This window comes from Sneathiella sp., from assembly GCF_041689005.1.
In the GTDB taxonomy this organism is placed as follows: domain Bacteria; phylum Pseudomonadota; class Alphaproteobacteria; order Sneathiellales; family Sneathiellaceae; genus Sneathiella.
Map to the genome: position 1 here is coordinate 26856 of NZ_JBDNHC010000047.1, position 25554 is coordinate 52409.

The window sequence follows — 25554 nt, forward strand, 5'->3', positions numbered from 1 at the left end:
TAGGTCCGCAATCGCCTCTTTATTAATAGGGGGCTGTGAAGCGACCAGAACCCGGCTCACTCGAAAATGCCTTTCTCCAGCAGCCGGAAAGCCAAAATTCGCTCGGCAAATTCGTCTGTACAGGAGGGAGGTAATTGCCGATTTGTCCGCATTCAAGCCATCACGGAAATAAGCGATATATCTTTAATTCATTGTTTTAATTGAAATATTGTCTGCGTCAGAAACTGGCCCAAAGCTTGCTTCACAGGGAAGGACAAAGCGCCCTATGGGCAAATTTTGAGCAGAATGTGAGATAAAGCTATGGATGTTGGCCAAATCATCGGGATGACCACGGAATCAATCCGTCGGGATCCGCCCTCACGGGCGAAGGATACCGAGGAATTTTCAAAGTTCCTGACAGACCCCGCGCCAACAGACGAGCGGCGCGCGAAGGGCGACGATGACGATGCACGTCATGTCGATGCCCGCGCCGATCTGCCGGGCTATCATGAAAAAACCGACCCCAATTCTATTCCTCCGAGAGATAAAGGTTCCGATACTCCTTCGCTAGCCGAGCGGGCGGACATAGCTCAAGATAGCACAGCCGTATCGCAGAATACATCGACCGCCAATAAAGAAACCGCCGACCCTGTTGCATCGGGCCCGCCTGCTTCCCAACAGGACACAACGGTTGCCGGTCAAAGCGGAAAGGCTGATACTGCGTTCCAATCCGCATCGGGCGCGGCCGCAGCGATTGGGCTGGCAGCGACCGCAAGCCCAGGGGAGACACAGCAGGTTGCCACCGCCGCCAACGAGGCCGCCAAGGTAAAATCTTCCGTATTGACCATGGATGTTGCAACAAAGGAAGCGACAACCGACGCTGCCTCAAAAATTGCACAAGGCGCGGCTCAACAGCCAGAAAAAACCGCCAAGGCTGCCGCCCTGAAATCTGAAACGGGAGCCGCCGCCACTCCGGCAATTGCGGCAGAGAACGCCAACGCAGGCCTAAAAACCGAGGCGGCCGCGAAAACTGACAAGGACATACTTTCCGCCAAGGTTGCTGAAATGCTGCATGAGGGGAAAGGCAAGATTAACCTGGTTTCGACAGCACCGAAGCAGACATTCCAATCCGTCCTTGCCTCCAGTACCAATCTTGTCTCCGCCTCTCTCACCAGCGGAGCCACACCTGCGGCCAACGGGACGTTACTGACAGGCGCCCCCCTGCCGGACGCCCTCGGCGGACAGACCCCGGCGACCCCCGGAACCGCCGCGCAACCCGTTGCCGCGGACGGCCTAACCCACGCGTTATCGGGCGCCCATACCGGCGCCATCCAGGGTGTTGACGCGACAGCGGCAAGCACGGCCGCCCAGGCAACAAACGCCGCGCGGATGGCCGGACAGCTTCCGGTTGCTGATCAGGTTTCGACCCATTTCAGCGCCGCCGCCAAAGAGGGGATAGACCATATCAAGATCAACCTGCACCCATCGGAGCTCGGTCGTGTCGATGTCAAGCTTGAAATCGGTCATGACGGCCGGGTGATTGCAACAGTCTCCGTCGATAAGCAACATACGCTGGATATGCTGCAACGGGATGCGCGAACCCTGGAACGATCCCTTCAGGACGCCGGTTTCCAGACCGGGTCGAACAGTCTGAATTTCGGACTGCGGCAGGAGGGGCATAATCAACATCCCCGTTTTGCCAACGCTGATCTCCAGATACCGGACATGGCGGAACTGGACAGCCCGCAGGTGAGCAATATGCCCGTGCCCAGGAGCAGTTCTGCGAGTAACAGCAACCTCGACATCCAGGTTTAAACAATGACAAGAGTTTTCTATTTTACGACAATAAGGATAAGCAGATGGAAGTAGGACAGACAACCGCGGCCAGCACGTCAAATGCCAATGCAGCGTCCAAAAATCTTGCCAGCAATTTCGATGATTTTCTGACACTGCTGACAACACAGCTGACAAATCAGGACCCCCTCAATCCAACAGATTCGACGGAGTTCACGAACCAGTTGGTGAATTTCACCAATGTCGAACAATCGATTGCCACGAACCAGAACCTTGAGGCCTTGGTACAGTTGCAACAGATCAGCCAGCAGAATAGTCAGGCCGCGACGATGGTCAACTATCTGGGCAAGACCGTCGGCACCAATCTCAACGTTGGCGCCCTCAGCAGCGGGAATGCTTCCTGGAACATAGATCTGGGATCAAGTGCCGCGACGGCGACCTATGACATCTATGACAAGAACGGCATCAAGGTTTATACGGAAACGACCGATGGCGCGCCATCTGGCAAACAGACATTCACTTGGGATGGCACGAAAAGCAACGGGGCCGCGGCAGGTGATGGCGAATATTACCTTACCGTTACGGCAGAATCCGCAGGTGGCAGCGTCGTTAATGTTTCCCATAACTTCAAGGGCGTGGCGACAAGCATTGAAACCGTGAACGGCGAACCCGTCCTCAACGTCGGCGGTGTCAAAGTCAGCCTAGACTATATCACCTCAGTAGAAATCACAGATGAACCGTCCGCTTGAGCGCGGCTAACCCAGCACGCTTCGCCAGAATTTGGTAGGCGGTAGTACAGGAGAAATAAAATGAGTTTAACAGCAGCAATGTTTTCCGGCGTTTCGGGCCTCGCCGCACAATCGACCGCGATGGCCACAATCGCTGACAATATCTCGAATACGAACACAATAGGGTATAAAGGAACCAAGGCGATCTTCTCGACCCTGGTGACAGAAAGCGCTACCGACACGACCTATTCCGCCGGTGGCGTCCTCGTCCATCCACGGGCACAGATTGACAAGCAGGGCCTGATTACAGCCTCAGATGCCTCGACCCACATGGCCGTGGCCGGAGATGGCTTCTTTGTCGTTAATACCAACCCCGATCCCAGCGTGTCCGGCGGGAACTATGTCTATACCCGCGCGGGAACGTTTGAGCCGGATGCCTCTGGACTACTCCGTAACGCCCAGGGCTACTATCTGCAGGGTTGGGAAATTGACCCCAATGGCAACATTCCAGCGAACCAATCCGATCTTGCCGCTCTCACCCCGGTCAATATTACAGGGCTGACAGGTAACGCCGAGGCAACGTCAACGATTAACCTCAAGGCAAACCTTTCTTCTGACCAGACCAGCTTTGGTGCTGGTTATGTCGCCGGGGATATGACGGCGGGAACGGTAGACCCTCATTTCACCAGGTCATTCCAAGTTTATGACAGCATGGGCTCTGCCCATAGTATTACCTTTAACTTCCTGCGGACGGGGTCCGGCGCGACACCGAACGAATGGACGGTTGAGACAACCGCGGATACGAACGGCGACGGTGCTGAAAATATGCTGTCCTCACAGGTCGTGTCCTTTGGCTCCGACGGCACGCTGGATCTGGCGGGAACGACTCTCAGCAATACGATCTCAATCCCCTGGGGACCCGCCCTCGGCATTACGACGCCCCAGTCTGTTACGCTGAACTTCGGGTCCGACGGATCATCCGATGGCTTTACACAGTTTGCCGCCAACTCCGAGCTGGTCTCGTCCGAGGTAAACGGTGCCCTGTTCGGATCCTTCAACTCGGTCTTTATCAATGAAGAAGGCACCGTGATTGCCAAGTTTGACAATGGCACATCGAAGGAAATCTACAAGGTTCCCGTCGCGACCTTTGCCAATCCAAACGGCCTAAGGAACCTGGATGGCAATGCCTATGACGAGACACCTGATTCCGGCACATTCACCCTCAGGGAGGCAACCGCGGGCGGGGCTGGGAAAATTATTTCCTCTGCTACCGAATCCTCCACCGTGGACATCGCTGAAGAGTTCACACGCATGATCGTTACCCAGCGCTCATATTCGGCCGCAGGCAAGATAATCACGACGGCAGATGAAATGCTGGAGGAGCTTCTGCGGTTGAAACGGTAACCTTTTTTCGCCGTAACCTCTTGTCTTCTGGGCAAAAATTGACTTTTTTGTCCAGAAGATAAAATTAACCACAGTCATTAGCGGTTTGTTAAATCGATGCGGCTATTATCTCAACTCGAAACACAGAAGCAGTGCAAGGAAGAGTACAAATGCAGTCGCAAATGGACCGCAAGATTAATCGAATAATCGGCCTCGACGGGCAGCCCATGTCTATTCATGACCTGCCGCCCAAAGATACCAAACGATGGGTTATTCGGCGCAAGGCTGAAGTTGTTGCCGCGGTACGCGGTGGCCTAATCAGCCTCGATGACGCCTGTCGGCGGTATACCCTATCGGTAGAAGAATTCCTGTCCTGGCAAAAGGCGATCGACAAACATGGTTTGCCCGGCCTGAGAACAACCCGGATACAGGAATATCGGCCACAGGAAAATTTTTACGATAACGACTGATTATATAATTTATTCAGCCCCATCAATGCCCGGCCCCAAAGCCGGGCATTTTTATATGCTCTGCATCTATATTCCGCGTCCAGTAATTTTCATCCGATTTTCCTCATATAACAGCTAGGCAAAAAATTCCTGCAACTCGGCAAATTTTGCCTGCCGTTAACCTCTTATTTATCTCCTCCAAGTATTTTCTTTCCAGTGAGATAAGTTTTAGTTGTATTTTATAGTTGTGGGGGCACACGTGAACGGAATAAGCCAACTTCTTCAAAGTTTGGGTTCTGTCAGAATAATCATCCTTGGTGGTGTCGCGGTTGGCCTGATCGCACTGATAATGCTTATGGCGTCCCGGATTAGTTCCCCTGATTATGCATTACTGTATGGCGGACTGGAAGCATCGGACTCCGGCGCAATCGTATCCAAACTTGAAGCCGAGAATATTCTCTACCAGATTTCAAGCGACGGACGGAGTGTCCTTATTCCGCAAGATCAGGTCGCGCGCGTCCGGCTAAGTATGGCCCAGGCCGGGTTACCGAACGGAGGCTCCGTCGGATACGAGATTTTTGACAACTCGGATACCTTTGGCACCACCAGTTTCGTTCAAAACGTCAATTATACCCGTGCCCTGGAAGGGGAGCTTGGCAGAACCATCCGCGCCCTGAATAATGTGTCGGCGGCACGGGTTCATCTGGTGCTGCCAAAACGCGAAGTGTTCAGCCGCGATAAGCGTGAAGCCAGTGCCTCTATCGTTCTGAAACTCAATGGCCGCGGCCATCTCACGGAGGATCAGGTCGCTGCCATTCAACATTTGACCGCCGCTGCTGTCCCCTCCTTGACGCCCAGTCATATTTCCATTGTCGATGAGAATGGCAATCTCCTCGCCCGCGGAGATGGCAAGGATGCCGTCGGCACAGGCGGGGGTTCTCAGGCTGACGTCAAGCGCCTTGCCTATGAAAGCCGGGTAAAAACCCAAATCGAACAGCTACTGGAAAAATCGCTGGGGATCGGCAATGTCCGGGCAGAAGTAAGTGCGATAATGGATTTCGACCAAAAGACCGTACATTCAGAAACCTATGATCCCGACAGCCAGGTTGTCCGCTCCTCGCAAACGGTCGAGGAAGCGAATTCCTCAAATGAGGGCAAACAGTCCGACGGTGCCGTATCGGTCGCAAATAATTTGCCCGAAGCGGACAACGCCACGGACAATGGTCCCAATTCAGAGAATGCCTCTTCACGGACGGAGGAGACGGTCAATTACGAAATCTCCAAAACGGTGACGACGGAAGTGCATGAGACTGGCCTTATCCAACGCCAGACAGTTGCCGTACTTGTCAATGGGAGCTCTGAAGTTGCGGCCGATGGCACACGGACCTATCAGCCGCTCGCAGAAGACGCGTTGCTACAGGTCAGCCGTCTCGTAAAATCCGCCATCGGATTTAATGAAAAACGCGGCGATGTTGTCGAGGTCGTCAATATGCCCTTTGTAAAGGTCGTTGAGGATTTCTCAGCGGATGCGCCGGTTTCTGATGACATCTTCATGGGCCTTACCAAGGCCGATCTCTTCAAAATGGGGGAAATGGGCGTCATGGTCATTGTCGCTCTGTTGTCCCTATTGTTGGTTGTACGCCCGTTGTTGAACAGGGCGCTCACCATTGGCGGAGGGACACCGGCCCTCGCGGGGCCCGGCGGAGCCGCGGGCGGCGCGTTCCCGGGCGGCAATTCCGGCGCACTGATGGCCATCGGCAATTCGTCCGGCAGTGGTCAGGCGGAAACCCTCAACGAGGTTGACAGCAAGATCGATCTCGATCGGGTCGACGGTCAGGTCAAAACATCCACATTGAATAAGGTAAGTGAAATTGTTGACAAGCATCCGGATGAAGCGATCTCCATTCTTCGCACCTGGCTCTATCACGACGCGTAAGAGGACAGCATTGTAATGGCTATTAATGAATTAAAAAATCTCGCTGGACCCGACAAGGCCGCGGTGATGATGCTGGCACTCGGAGACGAGCATACCAAGGAATTATGGACACGCCTCGACGAGGAAGAGGTCAAGGAGATCTCCCAGGCTATGTCCAACCTAGGGTCCGTGTCATCTGAAGTCATGGAATCCCTATTTGTCGAGTTCGCCAGCAAGATATCCTCCACGGGGAATATCGTTGGTACCTATGAGGCAACCGAGCGGTTATTGATGAAAGCGCTTTCCGGCGAAAAAGTCGAAGGCATCATGGAGGAAATCCGGGGTCCGGCGGGACGCACGATGTGGGACAAGCTTGCCAATGTCAATGAGCAGGTCCTCGCGAACTACCTGAAAAATGAATATCCGCAGACCGTGGCCGTGGTCATGAGTAAAATCAATGTCGGCCACGCCGCAAAGGTCCTCTCGACCCTGCCGGAAGATTTCTCCCTTGAGGTCGTCAACCGTATGTTGCAGATGGAATCGGTGCAAAAGGAAGTGCTCGACAAGATTGAGGACACGCTCCGGAGCGAATTCATGAGCAACCTTGCGAAATCCAACAAGCGCGACAGCCATGAGATGATGGCGGAAATATTCAATAATTTCGATCGCAATACCGAAGGTCGTTTCATTTTGGCGCTGGAGGAACGCAACCGCGACTCCGCCGAAAAGATCAAGGCGCTGATGTTTACGTTCGAAGACCTGCTGAAACTTGATCCCGCCGGCGTTCAGACGCTCTTGCGCAATGTTGATAAGGAACGGCTCGGCATTTGCCTGAAAGGCGCCTCGGAAAGCCTGAGGGACCTGTTTTTCACGAATATGTCCGAGCGAGCGGCAAAAATCCTGCGCGAAGACATGGAAGCCATGGGGCCTGTCCGCCTGAAGGATGTCGATGAGGCACAAATGGAAATTGTCAATATCGCCAAGGAACTGGCGGACAAGGGCGATATCCTGCTGGCCGATGGCGGCGGCGATGACGAGTTGGTCTACTAGGAAATGACCATGACCAATAAATTTATGTTTGACACCGAGTTCTGCCCCGACGGCACGTCGGCGCACGATGGAGCCCGTCAGGCCAAAGCTGAAGTCGCTATATATACCGAAAGCAACATGGCCGAGCTGAAAATCCAGGCTTTTGACGACGGCGTCCGCATGGGGGAAAGCCAGACACAGGAAACTATAGAAAATGGCGTTTCGCTTACTCTGGCCGCAATAAGCACACAACTTCAGGAGTTGATGGGAACACATGACGCAAAGATGCTGGCCGTCAAACGCGACGCAGCCCAGCTTGCCTTGACAATTGCCAAGAAATTGGCATCGAGCCTGATCCAGCAGCACCCGGAAGAGGAAGTCCTCAAACTATTTGAGGAATGTCTCTCTGACCTTCGGGATGAACCCAGAATTGTAGTTCGGGCGAGTGACGATATCTGTGAAAAGCTGGCGGGCAAGGTCGACGAGATATCCATTGCGTCCGGATTTCAGGGAAATGTCATTCTGCTTCCTGATCAAACGAAAAAGACGGGAGATTGCCGCGTCGAATGGGCGGATGGAGGCGTTGAAAGAAACCTTGAAGACCTTCAGCAAAAAATGAGCGGCATTGTCAGCCGATTTGCCCAGTCTATCCGTAGTCCAGGCAATGAACCCGGGAACCAGAATGACAGTGTCCCTCACACACATGAAAGCAAGGAGTAAAAACGTGGCGGAAGATAAAGAATTAAATCTTGAGGATCTTGGCAACAGCCCGGAGAGCCAACAGGATTCAGCCGCTCCCGAGCAGGCGAAGTCGATGGCTATTTCCTCAAATTCGGACATGGAAGAGGATACGGAGCTGGCGCGGACTGCGGCGGACCTTGAAGCCGTTTTCGATATTCCGGTGCATGTCACGGCGGTGCTCGGAAAGTCCCGCATGCGCGTCAGCCAGTTGTTGAAGCTTGGGCGCGGCACCGTCATTGAACTCGACCGCAAGGTAGGGGAGGCAATTGACATCTACGTCAATAACCGCCTCGTCGCTCGCGGGGAAGTCGTCGTCGTCGAAGACCGTCTTGGTGTGACCATGACGGAAATCATCAAGTCTGACAGACGCTAGTAACGACGGGGATGGTTGTGAATAAACTGGACATTGCAACAGTACTGGGCCTTTTCGGCAGCTTTACGCTGGTGACCGGTGCTGTTCTAATGGGTGGTGCCGTCGCCTCGTTCTTTAACCTGCCGTCTGTGCTGTTGGTGTTGGGAGGAACCTTCCTGGTGACAACCATCAGCTTTTCGATGCAGGAAGTCGTCCGGGCACAGAAACTGATTGCAAGTACGATTTTCACCCGCCGTATCACGCCAGACTACGCCGCCTATTCAATGCTGGACCTTGCCGAAAAATGCCGCGGAAAAGGCGTTCTGCAACTTCAAAGCCACTTGTTGTCGCTGGCCGATGACAGTTTCCAGCGAAAATCCCTGCAGCTCGTCGTCGACGGCCTGCCGGTCGAGGAAGTCAGCCGCATCCTGCAAAATGATTTGAACGGCATGATTGCCCGCCATAACTCCGGCTCTGGTGTTCTGAGGAAGGCGGCGGAAGTTGCGCCCGCCATGGGCCTTATCGGCACACTGGTCGGCCTCGTACAAATGCTGGGTAACCTGAATGATCCGACAAGCATTGGCCCCGCCATGGCCGTCGCGCTGCTAACAACCTTTTATGGGGCTGTGCTTGCAAATATGTTTTTTAGTCCGCTCGCCTCAAAGCTGGAGCGCAACTCCGCTGAGGAAGTCCTGCTGAACCGGGTGTTCATGCTGGGCGCGACGTCAATTGGCCGGCAGGAAAATCCGCGCCGTCTTGAAATGTTATTGAATACGCTACTGCCGCCGGCAAGCCGCGTGCAGTATTTTAGTTAGTTTGTGAGGAGAGTAAGCAGATGAGGTTGTTGATAATTGGGTCCCTGAACGGCCAAATCGGCGCGGCGAGTCAAATTGCCATGTCCCGTGGTGCCAAGGTGAGCCAGGTAGACGATATCGACATGGCCCTTGCATCCTTGCGCTCGGGAAAAGGCGCGGACATGGCGATGATGGATGTCAACCTGCCCATCAAGTCGCTGGTCGACAGTCTCGCAAGCGAACGGATCAATCTTCCCATCATTGCCTGTGGGGTCAATACGGATGCCACCGCGGCGGCAAACGCCATTCGCGCCGGCGCCAAGGAATTCCTGCCCCTTCCCCCCGATCCAGAATTGATCGCGGCGGTCCTGGAGGCGGTTGCCCAAGAGAATAACAAGCTCGTATTTGCCGATCCGGCAATGAAAAATGTGGTTTCGCTGGCCGAGCAGATCGCTCCCTCCTCTGCCTCCGTCCTGATTAACGGGGAAACCGGGACCGGCAAGGAAGTCATGGCAAGCTACCTGCATTCCCACAGCCGACGCGCCGACAAGCCTTATGTCTGCGTAAACTGCGCGGCAATCCCGGAAAACCTGCTTGAATCTGAATTATTCGGGCATGAAAAAGGCTCCTTCACCGGCGCCATCGCCCGGCGTATCGGTAAATTTGAAGAAGCGAATGGCGGCACATTGCTGCTCGATGAAATAAGCGAAATGGATATCCAGCTGCAAGCCAAACTGCTGCGCGCCATTCAGGAAAAAGTGATCGACCGCGTTGGCGGTACCAAGCCCGTTCCTGTGGATATTCGCATCATTGCGACATCGAACCGGGATCTGGCGGAAGCCGTGGCGGAGAGAACCTTTCGGGAGGATTTGCTGTTCCGGCTTAACGTGGTTACACTGAAAATCCCGCCCCTCCGCGATCGCCCTGTCGATATTGAGGCCCTATCCCACCATTTCGTGAAAAAATACTCCGAAGCGAACGGGATGAGCCTTAAAAGCATCGATGAAACCGCGATGGCCAAACTGCAGATAAATCCCTGGAGAGGCAATGTGCGGGAGCTCGAAAATACCATTCACCGTGCCGTCTTACTGTGTCAGGGCGACGTAATCAGCGGTGAGGCTATCTTGATGCCTGACGGCAGTGCAACGCCTGTCGGTGGTCAGGCAACCTCCAGCGCAAATAACGGTGTGCAATCGACGGACACGACCGAAGTCAATTCTGCCCTTGTGGGTCGAAAAGTGGCGGATGTAGAGAAGGATCTGATCCTGAATACTCTCGATCACTGCTTTGGCAATCGGACCCACGCCGCCAACATTCTCGGTATTTCAATTAGAACCCTGCGCAACAAGCTCAAGATTTACACGGATGAAGGTATCTCTGTACCGATGACTGGTGCCGACCAGCGCTATGGCCTTCGCGCCTAATTAAACTTACCAGAAAGCATCCTGTAAATGAGTAATCTTCGGACAACAGACGTTGCGGCCCAACCCGAGGGGGGAGCTGACTTTCTGCAACGGATGGTCAGCATCGTCGGCCGCAGCGATATCGGGCTTGCGCTGGGTGTCGTCTGCATCCTGATTGTCTTGATCCTGCCACTGCCAAGCTGGCTGCTGGATTTCAGTCTCGCGATCTCGATCACCTTTTCCGTCGTGATCCTGATGACATGTTTGTTTATCTCGAAACCTCTTGATTTCAGCTCATTTCCGACTGTCCTGCTGATCGCGACAATGCTGCGTCTGTCCCTCAACCTTGCCTCAACCCGCCTGATCCTGTCAGAAGGCCATACCGGCCCGCAGGCCGCAGGCCATGTGATCGAGGCGTTCGGCAGTTTTGTCATGGGCGGCAATTTCATTATCGGTATCATTGTCTTTTCCATCCTTGTCCTGGTGAATTTTGTCGTCATCACCAAGGGTTCGGGCCGGATCGCCGAAGTCGCGGCGCGGTTTTCCCTGGATGCCATGCCCGGCAAGCAAATGGCCATTGATGCGGATTTATCTGCGGGCATGATCAACGAAGATACCGCCAGAAAGCGCCGTAAGGAGCTTGAGGACGAAAGCGGTTTCTTCGGGGCCATGGACGGTGCGTCAAAGTTCGTGCGCGGTGACGCCATTGCCGGACTTCTAATTACTTTCATAAACATCATCGGCGGCATCATCATCGGCGTCGCGCAGGAAGGTCTGACGTTTGGCGAAGCCGCCAACAGCTACACCCTGCTCACGGTCGGCGATGGGCTTGTCAGCCAGGTGCCCGCGCTGATCGTCTCTATTGCTGCCGGTCTTCTGGTTTCCCGTGGCGGCGTTCTTGGATCCACAGACAAGGCCCTCTTTAGCCAGCTCGGCGGATATCCCCGCGCCCTCGGTGTCAGCGCTTTCTTGCTTGTCGGTTTATCGCTGCTTCCCGGCGTACCGATGTTCCCTTTCCTGATCCTCGCTGGTGGCATCGGCTATGCGTCCTTTATTCTCAACCAGAGAAAAGCTAATCAGGCCTTTGAGGAAGAACAGCTCCTGCTTGACGACAAGAAATCGGCGGTCCCGATGGAAGAGCCGATTTCCACGGCCCTCGCCATTGACGATCTCCGTCTCGAACTCGGCTATGGATTGCTGTCGCTTATCAATGATACTGAAGGCTACAAGCTGACCGACCAGATCAAGGCATTACGTCGCCAGATCGCCAGCGAAATGGGCTTTGTCATGCCGAGTGTCCGCATTCTCGATAACATGCAGCTCCCGGCGAACAACTATCTGGTCCGGGTCAAGGAAGTGGAAGCCGGAACCGGTGACATCCGCCCCAATAATCTGCTGGTAATGGATCCACAGGGCCTTCCCATAGATCTTCCGGGAGAAGAAACTTCAGAGCCGACATTTGGCCTGCCTGCTGTCTGGGTAGATGCCGGACAGCGCGAGGAAGCCTCTTTCCGCGGCTACACGGTCGTCGATCCGGCAACCGTCATTACGACACATCTGACGGAAATTCTGAAAGACCACATGCCGGATCTGCTGTCCTATGCGGAAACACAGAAACTGCTGGATGATCTGCCAAGCGTTCATCAGAAACTGGTCGCCGACCTGATCCCAAGCCTGATATCCGTCAGCGGCATTCAGCGGATCCTGCAAAGCCTGCTGTCGGAACGGATCTCCATTCGCGACCTGCCAACCATTCTGGAAGGGATTTCCGAAGCCACGGGATATTCGCAAAATATCAACACGATCACCGAGCATGTGCGGGCTCGCCTCGCCCGCCAGATCTCGGCCGCTAATACAAGCGACAACGGATATATCCCGCTGCTTACGCTGTCCCCGCAATGGGAGCAGAATTTCGCCACCGCCATCGTGGGACAAGGTGAGGAACGCCAGCTTTCCATGGCACCGAGCCAGTTGCAGGAATTCATCGCCAAGGTCCGGGAAACCTTCGATACTTTGGCGGGCCAGGGTCATAATCCCGTGCTACTGACCAGCCCAGCAATCCGGCCGTATGTGCGGTCCATAATCGAGCGATTCCGGCCAACGACGGTTGTAATGTCGCAAAACGAAATTCACCCCAAGGCCAAGCTTAAAACGCTTGCGCAGGTTTGAGGGTCCAGTAAATGCGGATCAAAACCTACACAGCTGCCACGATGGAAAAGGCAATGAGCCGGGTCCGCCTTGAAATGGGCGACGAGGCCATTATTCTGTCCACCCAAAACATGACAACAGGCGAGGTGCAATTAACCGCCGCGGTCGAGCAGAACGACACGCCGCCCGCCCCGCCGATAGCTGATAATTGGGCAATGGACTGGGACAAGGACTGGAAAACCGACCCCCAAAGTCCGCCCCCGCCCCGGCGCGCCGGGAAGACTGCGTTGAACCGCGAAATCGCCACTTTACGGGATAATGGCAACGAGGCCTCCGCTCCGACCCTTGGCGTTACACCCAAGATGGAGCTGCTGGTGCAATCCATGGCCTATCACGGCCTCCCTACCCTGCTCGCGGAAAAGCTCTGCCGGATGGCCCTCGCCGTCAAGTCGGGGGACACAACGATTGCCCTCGCGGCGGCTCTCGACAGCCATTACAAATATTCCTCGCGTATTCAGGCAAGGAAAACACCGTTAATGCTGGTTGGTCCCCCCGGCGTCGGAAAAACGGTCACCATCGCCAAATTTGCGGCCGCTGCCAAAATGGAGGGCCGAAAGGTTCATCTTATCACGACCGATACAAGCCGGCCGGGTGCCATCGACCAACTTCAATCCTATGCTGACATTCTGGAATTTAAACTACATGTCATCGCAACCGATCGGGAACTCGAAAATATCGCTAAAAGCCCCGAGCTTTCTGACGGGTCGGATATCCTGATCGATACCGGTGGCATCAATATCTATGATGCAGACGAGGTCTCTGGCCTTACCCGGAAAATTATTGCGGCGAAAGCAGAGCCCGTCGCGGTTCTTGCGGCTGGCACGGACACCGCGGAAATGAGTGACACAGCAGAGATTTTCGCTGCCCTCGGGGCCCGCCGGATGATTGTCACGCGGCTCGATACGACCCGTCGCTACGGCGGTATTTTTACCGCTGCCCATACGGCCAATCTGAGTTTTTCCTACGCCAGCGTTTCTCCGTCCGTGGCAACCGGACTTCACGTCATTACCCCCGTAAACCTCGCCCGATTACTCCTCAGGGATCCCACGGAAACAGGTGTCGGCAAAGAATTTGATAAGGTAAAATCATGATACAGACAGAAAGTCCACGCCGTAACCGCCCAGTCTCGCATCCCGCCACGCAAATAGCCGGGAGCAACCTGATCACGATTGCCTCGGGCAAGGGCGGAGTCGGGAAAACGGTTCTTGCCGTAAGCCTGAGCCAGTCGCTGGCAAAAGCCGGACAAAAAGTCCTGCTGTTTGATGGCGATGTCGGCCTTGCCAATGTCGATATCCAACTCGGAATCATGCCGGAGCGGGACCTTGGCTCTGTCATCGCAGGCGACATGACGCTTTCTGACATCATTATCCCGTTTGCGCCGGGCAGGTTCGACCTGATTGCAGGCCGCTCAGGATCAGGCGCACTTTCCTCATTACGAGGCGAAGTTTTACGAAAAATCCGCCAGGATCTTGCTGTCCTCGCCTCGTCCTATGATCATGTCATCCTTGATCTTGGCGCCGGGATTGATGAAGAGGTTCGCTCCCTCACCGATGGCGCCGGTCCCAAAATCGTCGTGACCACCGGCGACCCGACATCGCTGACGGACGCCTACGCTTATATCAAGGTAACCCTGCAGCAAAATCCGGATGCCGATCTTCGCATTCTGGTGAATATGGCCAAGTCGCAGGGGGAAGGGCGGAAAATTTACGATAAACTGCTGAATGCCTGCCGCAATTTCCTTAAAATTGAGCCGCCACTGATGGGTATCATTGAGCAGGATGAGAAAATTGCGAGCGCAATCCGCGCGCAATCCGGATTGCTGACACGATACCCGACGAGCACTGCCGCCGGGAATATTGACGACGTTGCCCAGAAAATCATGAAAGGGACTGCGTAATATGCAGTAGGTATCCATGAGCGGCATTCGATCCACATCCGGTGTTCCGTCCCCCGTGTCTGGGACGGCCCATACCCCTGCCACAGGGAGCGGAGAAGTTGCGCCCGCAAATTCAGCCACCGTGACGACCGGCCAGTCGGAACTGCCTGCGGCCGACAAGCCCGCCGTCCGGTCCGCACTCCCTGAAAATACAAAGATAAATGCCGTGGTCACCGCGAAAGCGGGCGGCGATAATGTCATCCTTCACACTGAATACGGTAATTTTCGACTGACAACTCAAAACCAGCTCACGCTCGGTAGTCACATCACATTTGAAATTACCGAGGTTGAAGACGTTATTCACGCCCGCCTCCTCGCCATGAACGGCAAGGAATTTTCGCCGCCGATGGATGTCAAGCTCGTCCCGACAGTCGACAAAGCTGTTTTAATAGCGGAGGGGTATATTAAAGCCGGGCAGCTTCATCCGGCTGACCTTAAATACGAAACGCGGGATCTGGCCGCGCGGCTCGGACAGGCAACTGTTTCAGGTAAAAGCCCCGAAATATTGGCTGCCCGTGCCCTCGCACAGCCCCCGCGTTTCAGTGGCGAACAATTGGCACGGCTCTCAATAGAGTTGGGAGCAGATGGTCTCGCGACTCCCACTCGCTCTAACCCGCAGGCTGTGGCAAACTATCAACGTCAGGGCCCGGCAGCATTACAATCTTCGCCGGAAATACGCCCATTGGCCGCTAACGCGGCCCTCCTCTCGAAATATAATATCGTCACAGCAGAGGTTACGAGTCCCAATCCAAATAGCGCCATGCCCTCGTCGCGGGGGCCGGTCACGCTTGCGGCAGGGGATAAAATCAACCTGATTGTCCGGCCGCAAGGGGCCGGCGGCGGTCCTCTTCCCCCTGACAACATGATTTTTCATGGCGCCATTATTGCCGTCGGTGGACGGTCCGCAACGACAGGAATGACACAGGTCCATCTCCAGACACCCTTCGGCAATGTTTCATATCTAACGATGAAACCGCCGATAGTCGGGACAACCGCGCAGGTTGCCGTTGCCGATGTGATTTCGGTATTCCCGCTTTCGTCGGCGGACGTGCAGCAACCCGGATTGCGGCTTCCTCAGCTCAGTCCGATGGGGGACTGGCAGAATTTACGAGACGCCATGAACGCTGTCGCAGCGCATGACCCACTCCTAGCACAGACCGTTATCAGCACTGTAGTTCCCCAGGCTGACAGCAAGCTTTCGGGCAGTCTGTTGTTTTTTATGTCAGCGCTGCATCTGGGAACCGTCGAAAATTGGCTCGGGCATGATTTCAGTCGCAGCCTGAAGGAGGCCGGGCACGCCCGCCTTTTACACGCCCTAGAAGATGATTTCGCGACATTTTCGCGATTGCATACGGACAATGGTGGACAGGACTGGAAAAGTCTCAATTTCCCGTTCTTTGACGGCAATAATCTTCGCCAGATCCGGATGTTTCATCGACACCATAAAAATCCGGAAGCGGGGGAAGATCACAATGATACCACCCGCTTCGTCATTGAGCTCAATTTGTCAAAATCAGGCCCGATGCAACTGGATGGCCTGTTCAAGCGCCGCTTTTTTGATTTGACGATCCGGAGCCAGAGCGAAATGCCTGCCGATATGAAGAATCACATCCTGACGCTTTTCTCCGAACATATCGAAATTTCCGGGTTGCAGGGATACCTGAACTTCAAAACCATCTCGCCCTTTCCGGTTAATCCGCTGAAAGAGTGGGAGGAAGGCCTCTAAATACCAAGATCGGCACGAGCCACCTTGGTAAGCTTGCCTTTCACTATCGAATAGGCTTTCTGTATATAGAGCCTGACATCCCTGTCCGTCATCGCCGTTGGCGATTGTAACTGGACCCATTTGGCCCGCGCGAGGTAGGGCGCGGGAATGATACTTTCCTGCTCTGTCAACACGGCATAACTCAAGTCGGTACATTTAAAACTGATTTTGTCCGCCGTGCCGGGTCCCCAATGGGAGCAAACCGCAAATATTTTGCCGCCAATTTTCCAGACTGACGCGTTCCCCCACTGTATAGTATTTGTCGCCGCGGGGAATGACCCGCAAAAACTATCAAACTCGTCCCTCATCATCTTTCGGCTTTCTTTCGTTCCTTTTTTAACTTCCGGCTTGATACCAACAGCCCGCTAAGCCATATTCCCGGCGATACCAATAGCATGCGGAAACTGGATTATGGTCATCGTTGCGGCATTATACAAATTTGTCGCCCTTCCGGATTACGAGGAATTGCACCCGAAGCTGTTAAACCTCTGTAAGTCCCTAGGGATTCAGGGCACTTTGCTGCTGGCCGAAGAAGGTATTAATGGTACGGTTTCCGGCTCACGGGAGGCGATTGATGGCTTGCTCGCGTTCTTGAGCTCTGATCCACGATTCGATGACCTTCAATACAAAGAATCAATCAATGAAACTCGCCCCTTTTATCGGATGAAGGTTCGTCTCAAAAAGGAAATTGTAACCCTTGGCGCCCCGGGGCTCGACCCGCGCCAGACTGTCGGCACTTATGTGAAGCCAGAAGACTGGGATACCCTGATCAGTGACCCGGACGTGTTGCTGGTCGATACCCGCAACGACTATGAGGTTGAGGTGGGAACCTTTAAGGGGGCGATTAATCCGCAGACCAAGTCGTTCCGGGATTTCAAGGCTTTTGTTGAGGAAAAGCTGGATGCCTCCCAACATAAAAAGGTGGCAATGTTCTGCACCGGCGGCATACGCTGTGAGAAATCCACCTCCTACCTGCTCGCGAAAGGCTTTGAAAATGTTTATCATTTGCAGGGCGGCATTTTAAAATATCTGGAGGATGTTCCCGCTGAAGACAGCAGTTGGGAAGGAGAATGTTTTGTTTTCGACCAGCGCGTCACGGTTAATGGCAAACTAGAAAAAGGATCTTATGATCAGTGTTATGCCTGCCGCTATCCAATAACCGAGGAGGACAAGGCCTCCCCACTTTATAGCAAGGGGATCTCCTGTCCCAGGTGCCATGACAGCCTTACCGAAGAGCAAAAAAGCCGTTTCGCAGATCGCCAGAAGCAAATCGACCTGGCGACACAACGCAACGAAAGCCACATCGGCTCTAAGATCTAGCCTGACTTGATCCTATATATGGTGACTTTTTCGCCGGTGCATATCGATTGCAATATCATCAAGCTCGATTTGCTCAGTTCTCTGGCGTTCATATTTCTGCCGGGTGCCCCGAATATCCACCGCAATTTCGTATTTCTTTAATTCCTGAAAACAGACCGCTACTTCGTCGGTCAGAACCTCAATTTTGCCATCCAGTTCCTCGATGCTGGCAACAAGATTATCCTGCTGCTCCCGCGTTGCCCGGGCATAACTTACAAAGGAGAAACTGACATCTGCATGTTGTGTCGCGATTTCCTGTTCACGATGCAAATCCATTTTCAAATCATTGAGCTGGTTAAGAAAGCCACCACGCAGCTTTTCAAAATCGCCAAGTTCACGGCGCTTTTCATCGAGTTTCCATTTATGAACCCGGATAAGGCTTTCTAATCCCTTCATATCATCATTTTCCTGATTTCAGCTCTCTCATCCATTACACCAGTTCTTCATGCGGTTGGGTGTTGAGGATTTTTTCGAGTTCAATATAACAATCTTCCAGGCTCGTCTGCTCCCGCTTTTGCTGCGACATGAATTTCTCAAGCAAAGGAAAATAATGGATTGCTTCATCGACATCGGGATCGGCACCTTGGCGATAGGCACCAAGCCGTATCATTTCCGCCATATCCTCATAGGTAGCCAGATAACGCCTGGCCCTTGATATGATCGCGTTTTCCGCTTCCGTATTGCAGGCTGGCATTGTCCGCGAGATTGATCTCAGAACATTTACGGCGGGATAGCGGCCCCGTTCTGCAATTTGCCGCTCCATCACGATATGACCATCGAGAATGCCGCGCACCGCATCGGCAATCGGCTCGTTATGATCGTCCCCTTCGACAAGGACGGTAAACAGTCCAGTGATGCTGCCCTTTCCTGTCCCCGGCCCGGCTCGCTCCAGCAGTTTTGGCAATTCGCTGAAAACGGTCGGTGTGTAGCCTTTACTCGCGGGCGGCTCTCCGCCGGACAGGCCGATGTCACGCTGGGCCATGGCAAAACGTGTGACGCTGTCCATCAGGCACAGGACATCCTTTTCCTGATCCCGGAAATACTCCGCAAGCGACAATGTCAAATAAGCCGCCTGACGGCGCATCAGCGCTGATTCATCCGAAGTTGCGATGACGACAACACTTCGTTTCAGCCCTTCCTCACCCAGGTCATCCTCAATAAATTCCTGTACTTCCCGGCCACGCTCGCCGATAAGGCCAATAACATTGACATCCGCAACGGTATTGCGGGAGAGCATTGACAGCAGGACAGATTTGCCGACGCCGGAGCCCGAAAAAATACCCATTCGCTGCCCCCGGCAACATGTCACGAAGGAATTAAGAACCCGAACGCCCAGATCTATTTTCTCCCCGACACGCATACGCTCATGAGCCGGAGGGGGTGTGTTCCGAAAGGGAACGCTGGTATTTCCAGATATCAACGGCGGTCCGCCGTCAATCGGCTCGCCCATGGCATTTACGACACGGCCAAGCCAGCTTTCGTCGGGACAGATGACGGGATCCCGCTCCGCCACCTCAGCCTTACATCCAATGCCGATGCCCTCAAGTGTTCCGAACGGCATCAACAACGCGCGATCATTGCGAAAACCCACAACCTCACAGGTCACATGCCCGCCCTCACGCGCCAGCAGATTGACACGACTGCCGATACTTAAATGTCTCTGGATACCCCCAATTTCGACCAGCAGCCCCTGAATTGCAGCAACGCGCCCATAATATTGCATAGATGTCATTTTGCTGATTTCGGAAATTATGCGTTGCACTACCACGGCTCCGATACTGAAATTAGAACTAAAAAAATCCGCTGTGAAAGCCCATTGTGGAGGAGATCATTTAACGTTTCGTAAATGCCGCAAAAACAGGTTAATAAAGATAGTTAATTTTTGTCTTGGGCTTTAACCATTTATTAAGTTAAATTGTTAATACTAGCCGGGTACAGGAGGTACTGTTAATGCGGGTATTATTAATTGAAGACGACAGCTCGATGGCCCGAGGCATTGAATTGATGCTGAGTGCTGAGGGATTAAACGTTTACACGACCGACCTTGGAGAAGAAGTCGTCGATCTTGGTAAACTTTATGATTACGACATCATTATACTGGATTTGGGCTTGCCCGATATGTCTGGATATGAAGTCCTGAAAAAGCTTCGTACGGCCAAGGTAACAACGCCTATCCTAATTCTGTCCGGCATGTCCGAACCAGATGACAAGGTTAAGGGGTTGGGCTTCGGAGCGGACGATTATCTTACCAAACCTTTTAATAAAGATGAACTTGTTGCACGTATTCATGCCATCGTTCGTCGATCAAAGGGTCATGCCCAGTCAACGATACAGACGGGTAAATTGACAGTTAATCTGGATTCCAAGTCTGTTGAGGTAAGCGGCCAGCGGTTGCACCTGACCGGCAAGGAATACGGAATGCTTGAGCTGTTGAGCCTGCGAAAGGGCACGACACTCACAAAGGAAATGTTCCTCAACCATCTTTATGGTGGCATGGATGAACCAGAGTTGAAAATTATCGATGTTTTCGTCTGCAAGCTTCGCAAGAAATTGGCGGCGGCGACAGACGGAGACAATTATATCGAAACAGTATGGGGCCGCGGATATGTCTTGCGGGACCCTGAAGAAGGCTTGCAAGCAAAGGCAAGTTAGCCCTTTCCGCTAAATCAATCCCAAAAAAAGCGTTCGCGAATTCTGAAATATTCGCGGGCGTTTTTTTGTGTCCTAGGCTTAAATTGGAAATGTCAGCTGCAAGCCCGATGGAATATCAGCCAGTTGCTGCCATCAATCCGCCCGTCACAGAGGTATAGACCCCTCTTTGTCCATCTACCGGCTTAAAATCATCACAAATTCCAAGAACGGTTTCAGCGCCGCCAAGGAACAGGGCACCATCCTCCACCAGTATATTATGCAATGAGCCAAGTACCTTTATCTTCGTCTTTTGATCAAAATATATCAGAACATTTCGGCAGAAGATCACGTCAAACTGGCCAAGTGCGGATGAGTCATCCAGCAAATTCTTGTTCTGGAACTTCACCATTGCCCGGATTGAACTGTCGATCTGCCACATCTCGCCTATTTGCTGGAAATATTTAACCAGTAGTTGGATGGACAGGCCACGCTGTACTTCGAATTGCGAATACAATCCGGCTTTGGCCTTTTCCAGGACGTCATTAGAAATATCGGTCGCCATGATCTCGACCCGCCATCCCGCCATTTTCGCAGCTTCCTCCTTGAGGAGCATGGCAAGCGAATAGGGCTCCTGCCCAGTTGAACAGGCGGCATTCAAAATACGGAGTGATTTTTTTGCCGCCCGGGACTGCAAAAGCTGGGGAAGCACAACATTTTTGAAGGCTTCAAACGGCTTGTTATCCCTGAAAAAAAACGTTTCGTTGGTCGTCATTGCTTCGGTAATTTCAGTCATGAGGCGCTCATCCTTATGGCGCCGCACTTCGTTGCCCAAGTCCTCAAGGCTGTCGAGACCGCGACGCCGTGCGAGGGGCACTAGTCGACTTTCAAGCAGATACACTTTCTCTTCGGTCAAAACGAGTCCGGATCTCGCATGAACTATTTCGCTGAAAAGCTGGAAATCCATAGTATTCATAAGGGTCTCGCCATCGTCAAATTTTCAATCGCCAAAGGTATATCCTGTAACGGCAGCACAAAATTGCAAAGACCGGCATTGGCCACTTTTCCCGGCATTCCCCAAACCACACTTGTCTTTTCATCCTGGGCAATGACCGGCGCATCTGAAGCTACGAGCTTCTGACAACCAAGAAGCCCGTCCTGACCCATTCCGGTCAACATAATCGTCAGTACCTGTCCTCCATAGACTGTTTGCAAGCTCCGGAGCATAGGGTCGACCGACGGGCGGCAATAATTTTCTGGCGGTGCCTGGTTCAGCCGGATTTTGGCCTGCTTTTCATCGCCGATGACAGTCATATGCCAGTTTCCCGGCGCGACATACACCCGATTGTCGGTGATCGTCTCCCCGTCTTTTGCTTCGGCGCATTCTTTTTGATATATCTTACCCAGATGCTCTGCCAGAATTGCCGTAAATGTTGCGGGCATATGCTGGGTGATAAAAATGGGCAGGGTTATTTTACCCTTCAGCCCCGCAAAAAGTTCAAACAACGCCTGCGGCCCACCCGTGGACGCACCGATGGCAATAGCTTTAGGCCGGGGCGTTTTCACCATCGTGCGTAAATTAATTGCGGGTCGAACAGGCGTGTTTTTTTCTGCCATTTCTTTAATATTCAGGGACTGCGGCGGGAATTGAACAGGACCTCGACCTTTCGAATGTACCGCCCGTCGGCGTACGCCCAGCGCGCGGACCTTATCGATCAGATTGCGTTGAAACAATTCCCTTTCTTCGGGCGACCGTGTAGATTCCGGTTTTGCAATATAATCCGCGGCCCCATTCGAAAGTGCCTTCAGGCTGATGGTCGCGTTGCGACGTGTCAGAGTCGATGCCATAATGATCTGCACGTCCGGATCCAGTTCCACAAGTTTCGGCAAGGCGGTAAGTCCGTCCATTTCCGGCATTTCAATGTCAAGAATAATAACCTCGGGACGTATCCGTTCAAATTCCCGCAGGGCGACTACGCCGGTAGCGGCAAACGCAACAACTTCTATATCGGATTCCGCATCCAGCCATCTGGATAAAAAGCCACGAATTATCGCGGAGTCATCGACAATCATGACCCGGTAAGGATCGCCTAAATCGGATGCCTGGCATATATTTAAAACACCGGATTGCACGATTCAGATTACTCCTACTTGTGTAAATTTTGCTTCGATAATCGCTCTGTCGAATGGTTTCATGATATATTCGTTTGCCCCGGCAGAGATCGCCTCGCGGATATGAGCGACATCATTTTGAGTCGTGCAGAAAATTACGATAGGCTGGGCACCTTCGGATGACCCGCGCAGGTTCCGTAAAAAATCGATGCCATTCATGACCGGCATATTCCAGTCGAGTAAAATTACGTCGGGCATTTTCTCAAGACAGGTATCCAGCGCTCCTTTGCCGTTATCAGCCTCAAGGATTGCGAATTTCAGGTCCTCAAGAATTCTCCTGGCAACCATCCGGACGACTTTGGAATCATCAACAATTAAACATGATGTCATAGATATTCTCCGGTTCCTTATGCGGCAATCGTCGAGTAATCTGCAAAATCCAACAGATGCTCGATGTTCAAGACAACAAGAAGCTTCCCGTCGAGACGATAAACCCCGTCTGAAACTTTCCGCCATCGCGCATTCAAGGTCGCCGGCGTCGGCTGTAAATCATTCGAATTAAGGCTCAGCACTTCGCCGACGCTATCGATCATCAGGCTGTAGGGCTCTCCCCATTGTTCAACAACAACACTCATTCCAGTATGGCCCGATTCCCGCGCTGGCATCCCGAGATGCTTGCGGACATCAATGGCCGTTACGATACGACCGCGAAGATTGAGGACACCGGCAATTTCCGGAGGTGCCAACGGAATTCTGGTCAAGCTCAGACCATTCAGTACATCATAAACTTCAAGCACCGGAATCCCAAACATCTGGCCGGCAATCGAAATCGTCACATATTCCTGTATATTCCCCATTCCTATTTTCCATATCCAGCGGTTGCAAGGGTTCGCGAGAGGCTGTTCATTAATGAATCCCGGTCAAATTTGGCGACATAATCTGAAAAGCCGACATCTCTGCCACGATCAAAATCATTCTGTGTCGTATGGGATGACAGAGCGACAACCGGGGTATTCTTCCATCGTTCATCACCGAGTACCGCTTCGGCAAACTGAAACCCGTCCATGACCGGCATTTCGATATCGCTGATAATAATGTCGAAGGATTTGCCATGTTCGCGCAGTTCCAGTGCATCTGATCCGTTTTCCGCTGTACTCACGTCATATCCTGCTGTTGTCAGCAGCGGAACCAGCATATTGCGAAAGAAGGGACTGTCATCCACAAGCAGCACCTTCTGCTTTACCGGGGTCCGCCCCAAGGGACGTGTGTCCTGACGGTTAAACCAGTCACCAAAGCATTGTTTCAGGAAATAGCCTATATCAAGGATGTCCGTCGCCTTTTCCCTGACAATCGCGCTGCCTATATATCCATCCTGATTGGATGATATTTCAATATTAAGCCGGTCTTCGACGATATCAACGATCTCATCGACGATCAGTCCCATTATCCGGTTCTGGTCATTGAAAACGAGGATCGGTTGACGTCCCTTCTCTGGAATCCGGGTATTATCCTCGGCCTTTACAAGTGGCATCAATTGCTCGCGATACTGCACCACCATTCTGCCGTTCGCTGTTTCGATGGATTGCACATCAATTTCCTCAAGCCGGGCGACAAGGGACAGCGGAACCGCCTTCAACTCAACCCCGCCCGCGCGAAACACCAATAAGGCAGTGGTGTCGTCGGCCGTAATAATTTGGCCGACATCTTCCTTAACCGCATGATTTTCCCCGATCATCGCATCACCACATAATGTCGCAATACCATTCGGATCGAGGATCATGATCACGCTACCATCACCGAGAATTGTGTTTCCGGAAAAAATTGCAAGATTTTTCAGGATTGGGGCGATTGGTTTTACGACGATTTCCTCAGTGTCGAAAACCTGATCGACGACGATACCGAAAGTGGAATTTCCAAGCTGTGTGACAATAATAAATTCCTCGGTTCCCTTCGCGCTGCTTTGTCCGGCGATTTCATCGGCGGCGGTCTCAAGACGGAGCACTTCATTCAGGTAGATCAAGGGCAACAGATGATCGCGCAATCTGAAAACGGGGGTATCATTGATCATCTCGATAATGTTGCCACTACCGGCGGTGTTTGATGTCCGGACAAGTTCGATTACGCTCGTCTGCGGTATCGCGAACCGTTCACCGCAGCATTCGACGATCAGAGCGGAAACAATCGCGAGAGTCAGGGGGATTTTGATTGTAAAGGTTGATCCGACCCCTTCTTCCGACGTCAACGCTATCGTGCCGCCGATTTTTTCAATATTCGAGCGGACCACATCCATTCCAACGCCACGACCAGAGACATTTGTAACTTTATCAGCGGTTGAAAAACCGGGGCGCATAATGAAGTTATGAATATGCTGGGTGCTCATTCCCGCGATTTCATTTTCCGTTGCCAAGCCGGTTTCAAGGAGTTTCTTCGTGATCTTATCGCAATTTAGGCCGCGGCCGTCGTCTACAATCGTAACAATGATATGCCCGCCCTCGTGAAAGGCATTGAGGATGATTCTCCCCCTCTCGGCTTTGCCGTTGGCAGCCCGTTCTTCTGGCGGTTCCAGCCCATGATCTGCGGAATTTCGAACCATGTGCGTGAGCGGGTCCTTGATCAGTTCCAGAACCTGGCGATCCAGTTCCGTTTCCGCCCCCTGCATGACCAGATCAATTTTTTTACCCAGTTCATGGCTTAAATCCCGAACAATACGCGGGAGTTTCGACCAGGCATTACCAATCGGCTGCATACGGGTTTTCATCAACCCTTCCTGCAGTTCAGTGGTCACATGGTTCAACCGCTGAAGCGGCACCGTGAATTCATTGTCGCCCATCCCCCGAACCATTTGCATTAACTGGTTACGGGTCAGCACCAGTTCGCTTACCATGGTCATGAGCCGTTCCAGCATCTGTACATTTACGCGAATGCTCTGGTTGGCAATACTGGCGCCCTTTGGCGACTTCTCTACTGCGAGCTCTACCT

Annotated in this window: 24 protein-coding genes; 16 read left to right on the forward strand and 8 right to left on the reverse strand. The window is 53.0% G+C overall.

What is annotated here, in order from left to right:
- Positions 1-300: 300 nt before the first annotated feature.
- The 14 genes from ACESNI_RS05655 (at position 301) to ACESNI_RS05720 (ending at position 16437) form a co-directional block, all read left to right on the forward strand.
- Complete coding sequence (locus tag ACESNI_RS05655) at positions 301-1794, forward strand: flagellar hook-length control protein FliK (RefSeq protein WP_373085535.1); 1494 nt, start codon at positions 301-303, stop codon at positions 1792-1794.
- A gap of 44 nt (positions 1795-1838) precedes the next feature.
- On the forward strand, positions 1839-2522 hold the full coding sequence (locus ACESNI_RS05660) for a flagellar hook assembly protein FlgD (RefSeq protein WP_373085536.1): 684 nt from the start codon (positions 1839-1841) through the stop codon (positions 2520-2522).
- A gap of 60 nt (positions 2523-2582) precedes the next feature.
- Positions 2583-3905 carry a flagellar hook protein FlgE gene (gene flgE, locus ACESNI_RS05665; protein WP_373085537.1) on the forward strand — a complete coding sequence of 441 codons (1323 nt, stop codon included), beginning with the start codon at positions 2583-2585 and terminating at the stop codon, positions 3903-3905.
- Positions 3906-4054: 149 nt separating this feature from the next.
- Entirely contained in the window at positions 4055-4354 is a 300-nt protein-coding gene (locus ACESNI_RS05670) for a DUF1153 domain-containing protein (RefSeq protein ID WP_373085539.1), read from the forward strand.
- Positions 4355-4592: 238 nt separating this feature from the next.
- On the forward strand, positions 4593-6269 hold the full coding sequence (gene fliF, locus ACESNI_RS05675) for a flagellar basal-body MS-ring/collar protein FliF (protein WP_373085540.1): 1677 nt from the start codon (positions 4593-4595) through the stop codon (positions 6267-6269).
- A gap of 15 nt (positions 6270-6284) precedes the next feature.
- Positions 6285-7298, forward strand: coding sequence for a flagellar motor switch protein FliG (gene fliG, locus ACESNI_RS05680; RefSeq protein WP_373085541.1), 1014 nt, complete (start codon positions 6285-6287; stop codon positions 7296-7298).
- Between the two features lie 9 nt (positions 7299-7307).
- Positions 7308-7997: a hypothetical protein gene (locus ACESNI_RS05685; protein ID WP_373085542.1), complete on the forward strand. Its 690-nt coding sequence runs from the start codon at positions 7308-7310 to the stop codon at positions 7995-7997.
- A 94-nt stretch (positions 7998-8091) separates the two neighbouring features.
- Positions 8092-8391 carry a flagellar motor switch protein FliN gene (gene fliN / locus ACESNI_RS05690; protein ID WP_373085561.1) on the forward strand — a complete coding sequence of 100 codons (300 nt, stop codon included), beginning with the start codon at positions 8092-8094 and terminating at the stop codon, positions 8389-8391.
- Between the two features lie 11 nt (positions 8392-8402).
- Complete coding sequence (locus tag ACESNI_RS05695; RefSeq protein WP_373085543.1) at positions 8403-9185, forward strand: motility protein A; 783 nt, start codon at positions 8403-8405, stop codon at positions 9183-9185.
- 20 nt (positions 9186-9205) lie between these two features.
- Positions 9206-10588, forward strand: coding sequence for a sigma-54 interaction domain-containing protein (locus ACESNI_RS05700; protein ID WP_373085544.1), 1383 nt, complete (start codon positions 9206-9208; stop codon positions 10586-10588).
- 93 nt (positions 10589-10681) lie between these two features.
- On the forward strand, positions 10682-12736 hold the full coding sequence (flhA, locus tag ACESNI_RS05705) for a flagellar biosynthesis protein FlhA (protein ID WP_373085562.1): 2055 nt from the start codon (positions 10682-10684) through the stop codon (positions 12734-12736).
- An 11-nt stretch (positions 12737-12747) separates the two neighbouring features.
- The gene (locus ACESNI_RS05710) at positions 12748-13866 is read left to right on the forward strand and encodes a hypothetical protein (protein ID WP_373085545.1); all 1119 of its coding nucleotides are present in this window, start codon (positions 12748-12750) and stop codon (positions 13864-13866) included.
- The gene (locus tag ACESNI_RS05715) at positions 13863-14672 is read left to right on the forward strand and encodes a MinD/ParA family protein (RefSeq protein ID WP_373085546.1); all 810 of its coding nucleotides are present in this window, start codon (positions 13863-13865) and stop codon (positions 14670-14672) included. The genes ACESNI_RS05710 and ACESNI_RS05715 overlap by 4 nt, the downstream gene beginning before the upstream one ends.
- Before the next feature lie 16 nt (positions 14673-14688).
- Positions 14689-16437 (forward strand): hypothetical protein, encoded by a 1749-nt coding sequence (locus tag ACESNI_RS05720; RefSeq protein WP_373085547.1) that lies wholly within the window; start codon positions 14689-14691, stop codon positions 16435-16437.
- Here the strand turns inward: ACESNI_RS05720 and ACESNI_RS05725 are convergent.
- Positions 16434-16787, reverse strand: a complete 354-nt coding sequence (locus ACESNI_RS05725; RefSeq protein WP_373085548.1) for an MmcQ/YjbR family DNA-binding protein — start codon at positions 16785-16787, stop codon at positions 16434-16436. The two genes, ACESNI_RS05720 and ACESNI_RS05725, sit on opposite strands and share 4 nt — an antisense overlap.
- A 100-nt stretch (positions 16788-16887) precedes the next feature.
- Here ACESNI_RS05725 and ACESNI_RS05730 point away from each other — a divergent pair, with 100 nt between their 5' ends.
- Positions 16888-17796, forward strand: a complete 909-nt coding sequence (locus tag ACESNI_RS05730) for a rhodanese-related sulfurtransferase (RefSeq protein WP_373085549.1) — start codon at positions 16888-16890, stop codon at positions 17794-17796.
- Positions 17797-17808: 12 nt separating this feature from the next.
- Here ACESNI_RS05730 and ACESNI_RS05735 read toward each other — a convergent pair whose 3' ends face one another.
- Positions 17809-18231 carry a hypothetical protein gene (locus ACESNI_RS05735; protein WP_373085550.1) on the reverse strand — a complete coding sequence of 141 codons (423 nt, stop codon included), beginning with the start codon at positions 18229-18231 and terminating at the stop codon, positions 17809-17811.
- Positions 18232-18265: 34 nt separating this feature from the next.
- Positions 18266-19597, reverse strand: coding sequence for a flagellar protein export ATPase FliI (fliI, locus tag ACESNI_RS05740; protein ID WP_373085552.1), 1332 nt, complete (start codon positions 19595-19597; stop codon positions 18266-18268).
- A 188-nt stretch (positions 19598-19785) separates the two neighbouring features.
- Here fliI and ctrA point away from each other — a divergent pair, with 188 nt between their 5' ends.
- The gene (gene ctrA, locus ACESNI_RS05745) at positions 19786-20487 is read left to right on the forward strand and encodes a response regulator transcription factor CtrA (protein WP_373085553.1); all 702 of its coding nucleotides are present in this window, start codon (positions 19786-19788) and stop codon (positions 20485-20487) included.
- Positions 20488-20602: 115 nt separating this feature from the next.
- Here ctrA and ACESNI_RS05750 read toward each other — a convergent pair whose 3' ends face one another.
- From ACESNI_RS05750 to ACESNI_RS05770, 5 genes are all read right to left on the reverse strand, one after another.
- Positions 20603-21439: a protein-glutamate O-methyltransferase CheR gene (locus ACESNI_RS05750; RefSeq protein ID WP_373085554.1), complete on the reverse strand. Its 837-nt coding sequence runs from the start codon at positions 21437-21439 to the stop codon at positions 20603-20605.
- Entirely contained in the window at positions 21436-22536 is a 1101-nt protein-coding gene (locus ACESNI_RS05755; RefSeq protein WP_373085555.1) for a chemotaxis response regulator protein-glutamate methylesterase, read from the reverse strand. The genes ACESNI_RS05750 and ACESNI_RS05755 overlap by 4 nt, the downstream gene beginning before the upstream one ends.
- 63 nt (positions 22537-22599) lie before the next feature.
- Positions 22600-22965 (reverse strand): PleD family two-component system response regulator, encoded by a 366-nt coding sequence (locus ACESNI_RS05760; RefSeq protein ID WP_373085556.1) that lies wholly within the window; start codon positions 22963-22965, stop codon positions 22600-22602.
- A gap of 17 nt (positions 22966-22982) precedes the next feature.
- Entirely contained in the window at positions 22983-23432 is a 450-nt protein-coding gene (locus tag ACESNI_RS05765; protein ID WP_373085557.1) for a chemotaxis protein CheW, read from the reverse strand.
- A 2-nt stretch (positions 23433-23434) separates the two neighbouring features.
- Positions 23435-25554: chemotaxis protein CheW (locus ACESNI_RS05770; RefSeq protein WP_373085558.1), on the reverse strand; the 2120-nt coding region annotated here is incomplete at its 5' end.

What these genes read in the sequence shown, in the direction of transcription:
- ACESNI_RS05655 (WP_373085535.1), top strand. Translation starts at nt 301, where the DNA reads ATGGATGTTGGCCAAATCATCGGGATGACCACGGAATCAATCCGTCGG.
- ACESNI_RS05660 (WP_373085536.1), top strand. Translation starts at nt 1,839, where the DNA reads ATGGAAGTAGGACAGACAACCGCGGCCAGCACGTCAAATGCCAATGCA.
- flgE (WP_373085537.1), top strand. Translation starts at nt 2,583, where the DNA reads ATGAGTTTAACAGCAGCAATGTTTTCCGGCGTTTCGGGCCTCGCCGCA.
- ACESNI_RS05670 (WP_373085539.1), top strand. Translation starts at nt 4,055, where the DNA reads ATGCAGTCGCAAATGGACCGCAAGATTAATCGAATAATCGGCCTCGAC.
- fliG (WP_373085541.1), top strand. Translation starts at nt 6,285, where the DNA reads ATGGCTATTAATGAATTAAAAAATCTCGCTGGACCCGACAAGGCCGCG.
- ACESNI_RS05685 (WP_373085542.1), top strand. Translation starts at nt 7,308, where the DNA reads ATGACCAATAAATTTATGTTTGACACCGAGTTCTGCCCCGACGGCACG.
- fliN (WP_373085561.1), top strand. Translation starts at nt 8,092, where the DNA reads ATGGCTATTTCCTCAAATTCGGACATGGAAGAGGATACGGAGCTGGCG.
- ACESNI_RS05695 (WP_373085543.1), top strand. Translation starts at nt 8,403, where the DNA reads ATGGTTGTGAATAAACTGGACATTGCAACAGTACTGGGCCTTTTCGGC.
- ACESNI_RS05700 (WP_373085544.1), top strand. Translation starts at nt 9,206, where the DNA reads ATGAGGTTGTTGATAATTGGGTCCCTGAACGGCCAAATCGGCGCGGCG.
- flhA (WP_373085562.1), top strand. Translation starts at nt 10,682, where the DNA reads ATGGTCAGCATCGTCGGCCGCAGCGATATCGGGCTTGCGCTGGGTGTC.
- ACESNI_RS05710 (WP_373085545.1), top strand. Translation starts at nt 12,748, where the DNA reads ATGCGGATCAAAACCTACACAGCTGCCACGATGGAAAAGGCAATGAGC.
- ACESNI_RS05715 (WP_373085546.1), top strand. Translation starts at nt 13,863, where the DNA reads ATGATACAGACAGAAAGTCCACGCCGTAACCGCCCAGTCTCGCATCCC.
- ACESNI_RS05720 (WP_373085547.1), top strand. Translation starts at nt 14,689, where the DNA reads ATGAGCGGCATTCGATCCACATCCGGTGTTCCGTCCCCCGTGTCTGGG.
- ACESNI_RS05725 (WP_373085548.1), bottom strand. Translation starts at nt 16,787, where the DNA reads ATGATGAGGGACGAGTTTGATAGTTTTTGCGGGTCATTCCCCGCGGCG.
- ACESNI_RS05730 (WP_373085549.1), top strand. Translation starts at nt 16,888, where the DNA reads ATGGTCATCGTTGCGGCATTATACAAATTTGTCGCCCTTCCGGATTAC.
- ACESNI_RS05735 (WP_373085550.1), bottom strand. Translation starts at nt 18,231, where the DNA reads ATGAAGGGATTAGAAAGCCTTATCCGGGTTCATAAATGGAAACTCGAT.
- ctrA (WP_373085553.1), top strand. Translation starts at nt 19,786, where the DNA reads ATGCGGGTATTATTAATTGAAGACGACAGCTCGATGGCCCGAGGCATT.
- ACESNI_RS05750 (WP_373085554.1), bottom strand. Translation starts at nt 21,439, where the DNA reads ATGAATACTATGGATTTCCAGCTTTTCAGCGAAATAGTTCATGCGAGA.
- ACESNI_RS05755 (WP_373085555.1), bottom strand. Translation starts at nt 22,536, where the DNA reads ATGATTGTCGATGACTCCGCGATAATTCGTGGCTTTTTATCCAGATGG.
- ACESNI_RS05760 (WP_373085556.1), bottom strand. Translation starts at nt 22,965, where the DNA reads ATGACATCATGTTTAATTGTTGATGATTCCAAAGTCGTCCGGATGGTT.
- ACESNI_RS05765 (WP_373085557.1), bottom strand. Translation starts at nt 23,432, where the DNA reads ATGGGGAATATACAGGAATATGTGACGATTTCGATTGCCGGCCAGATG.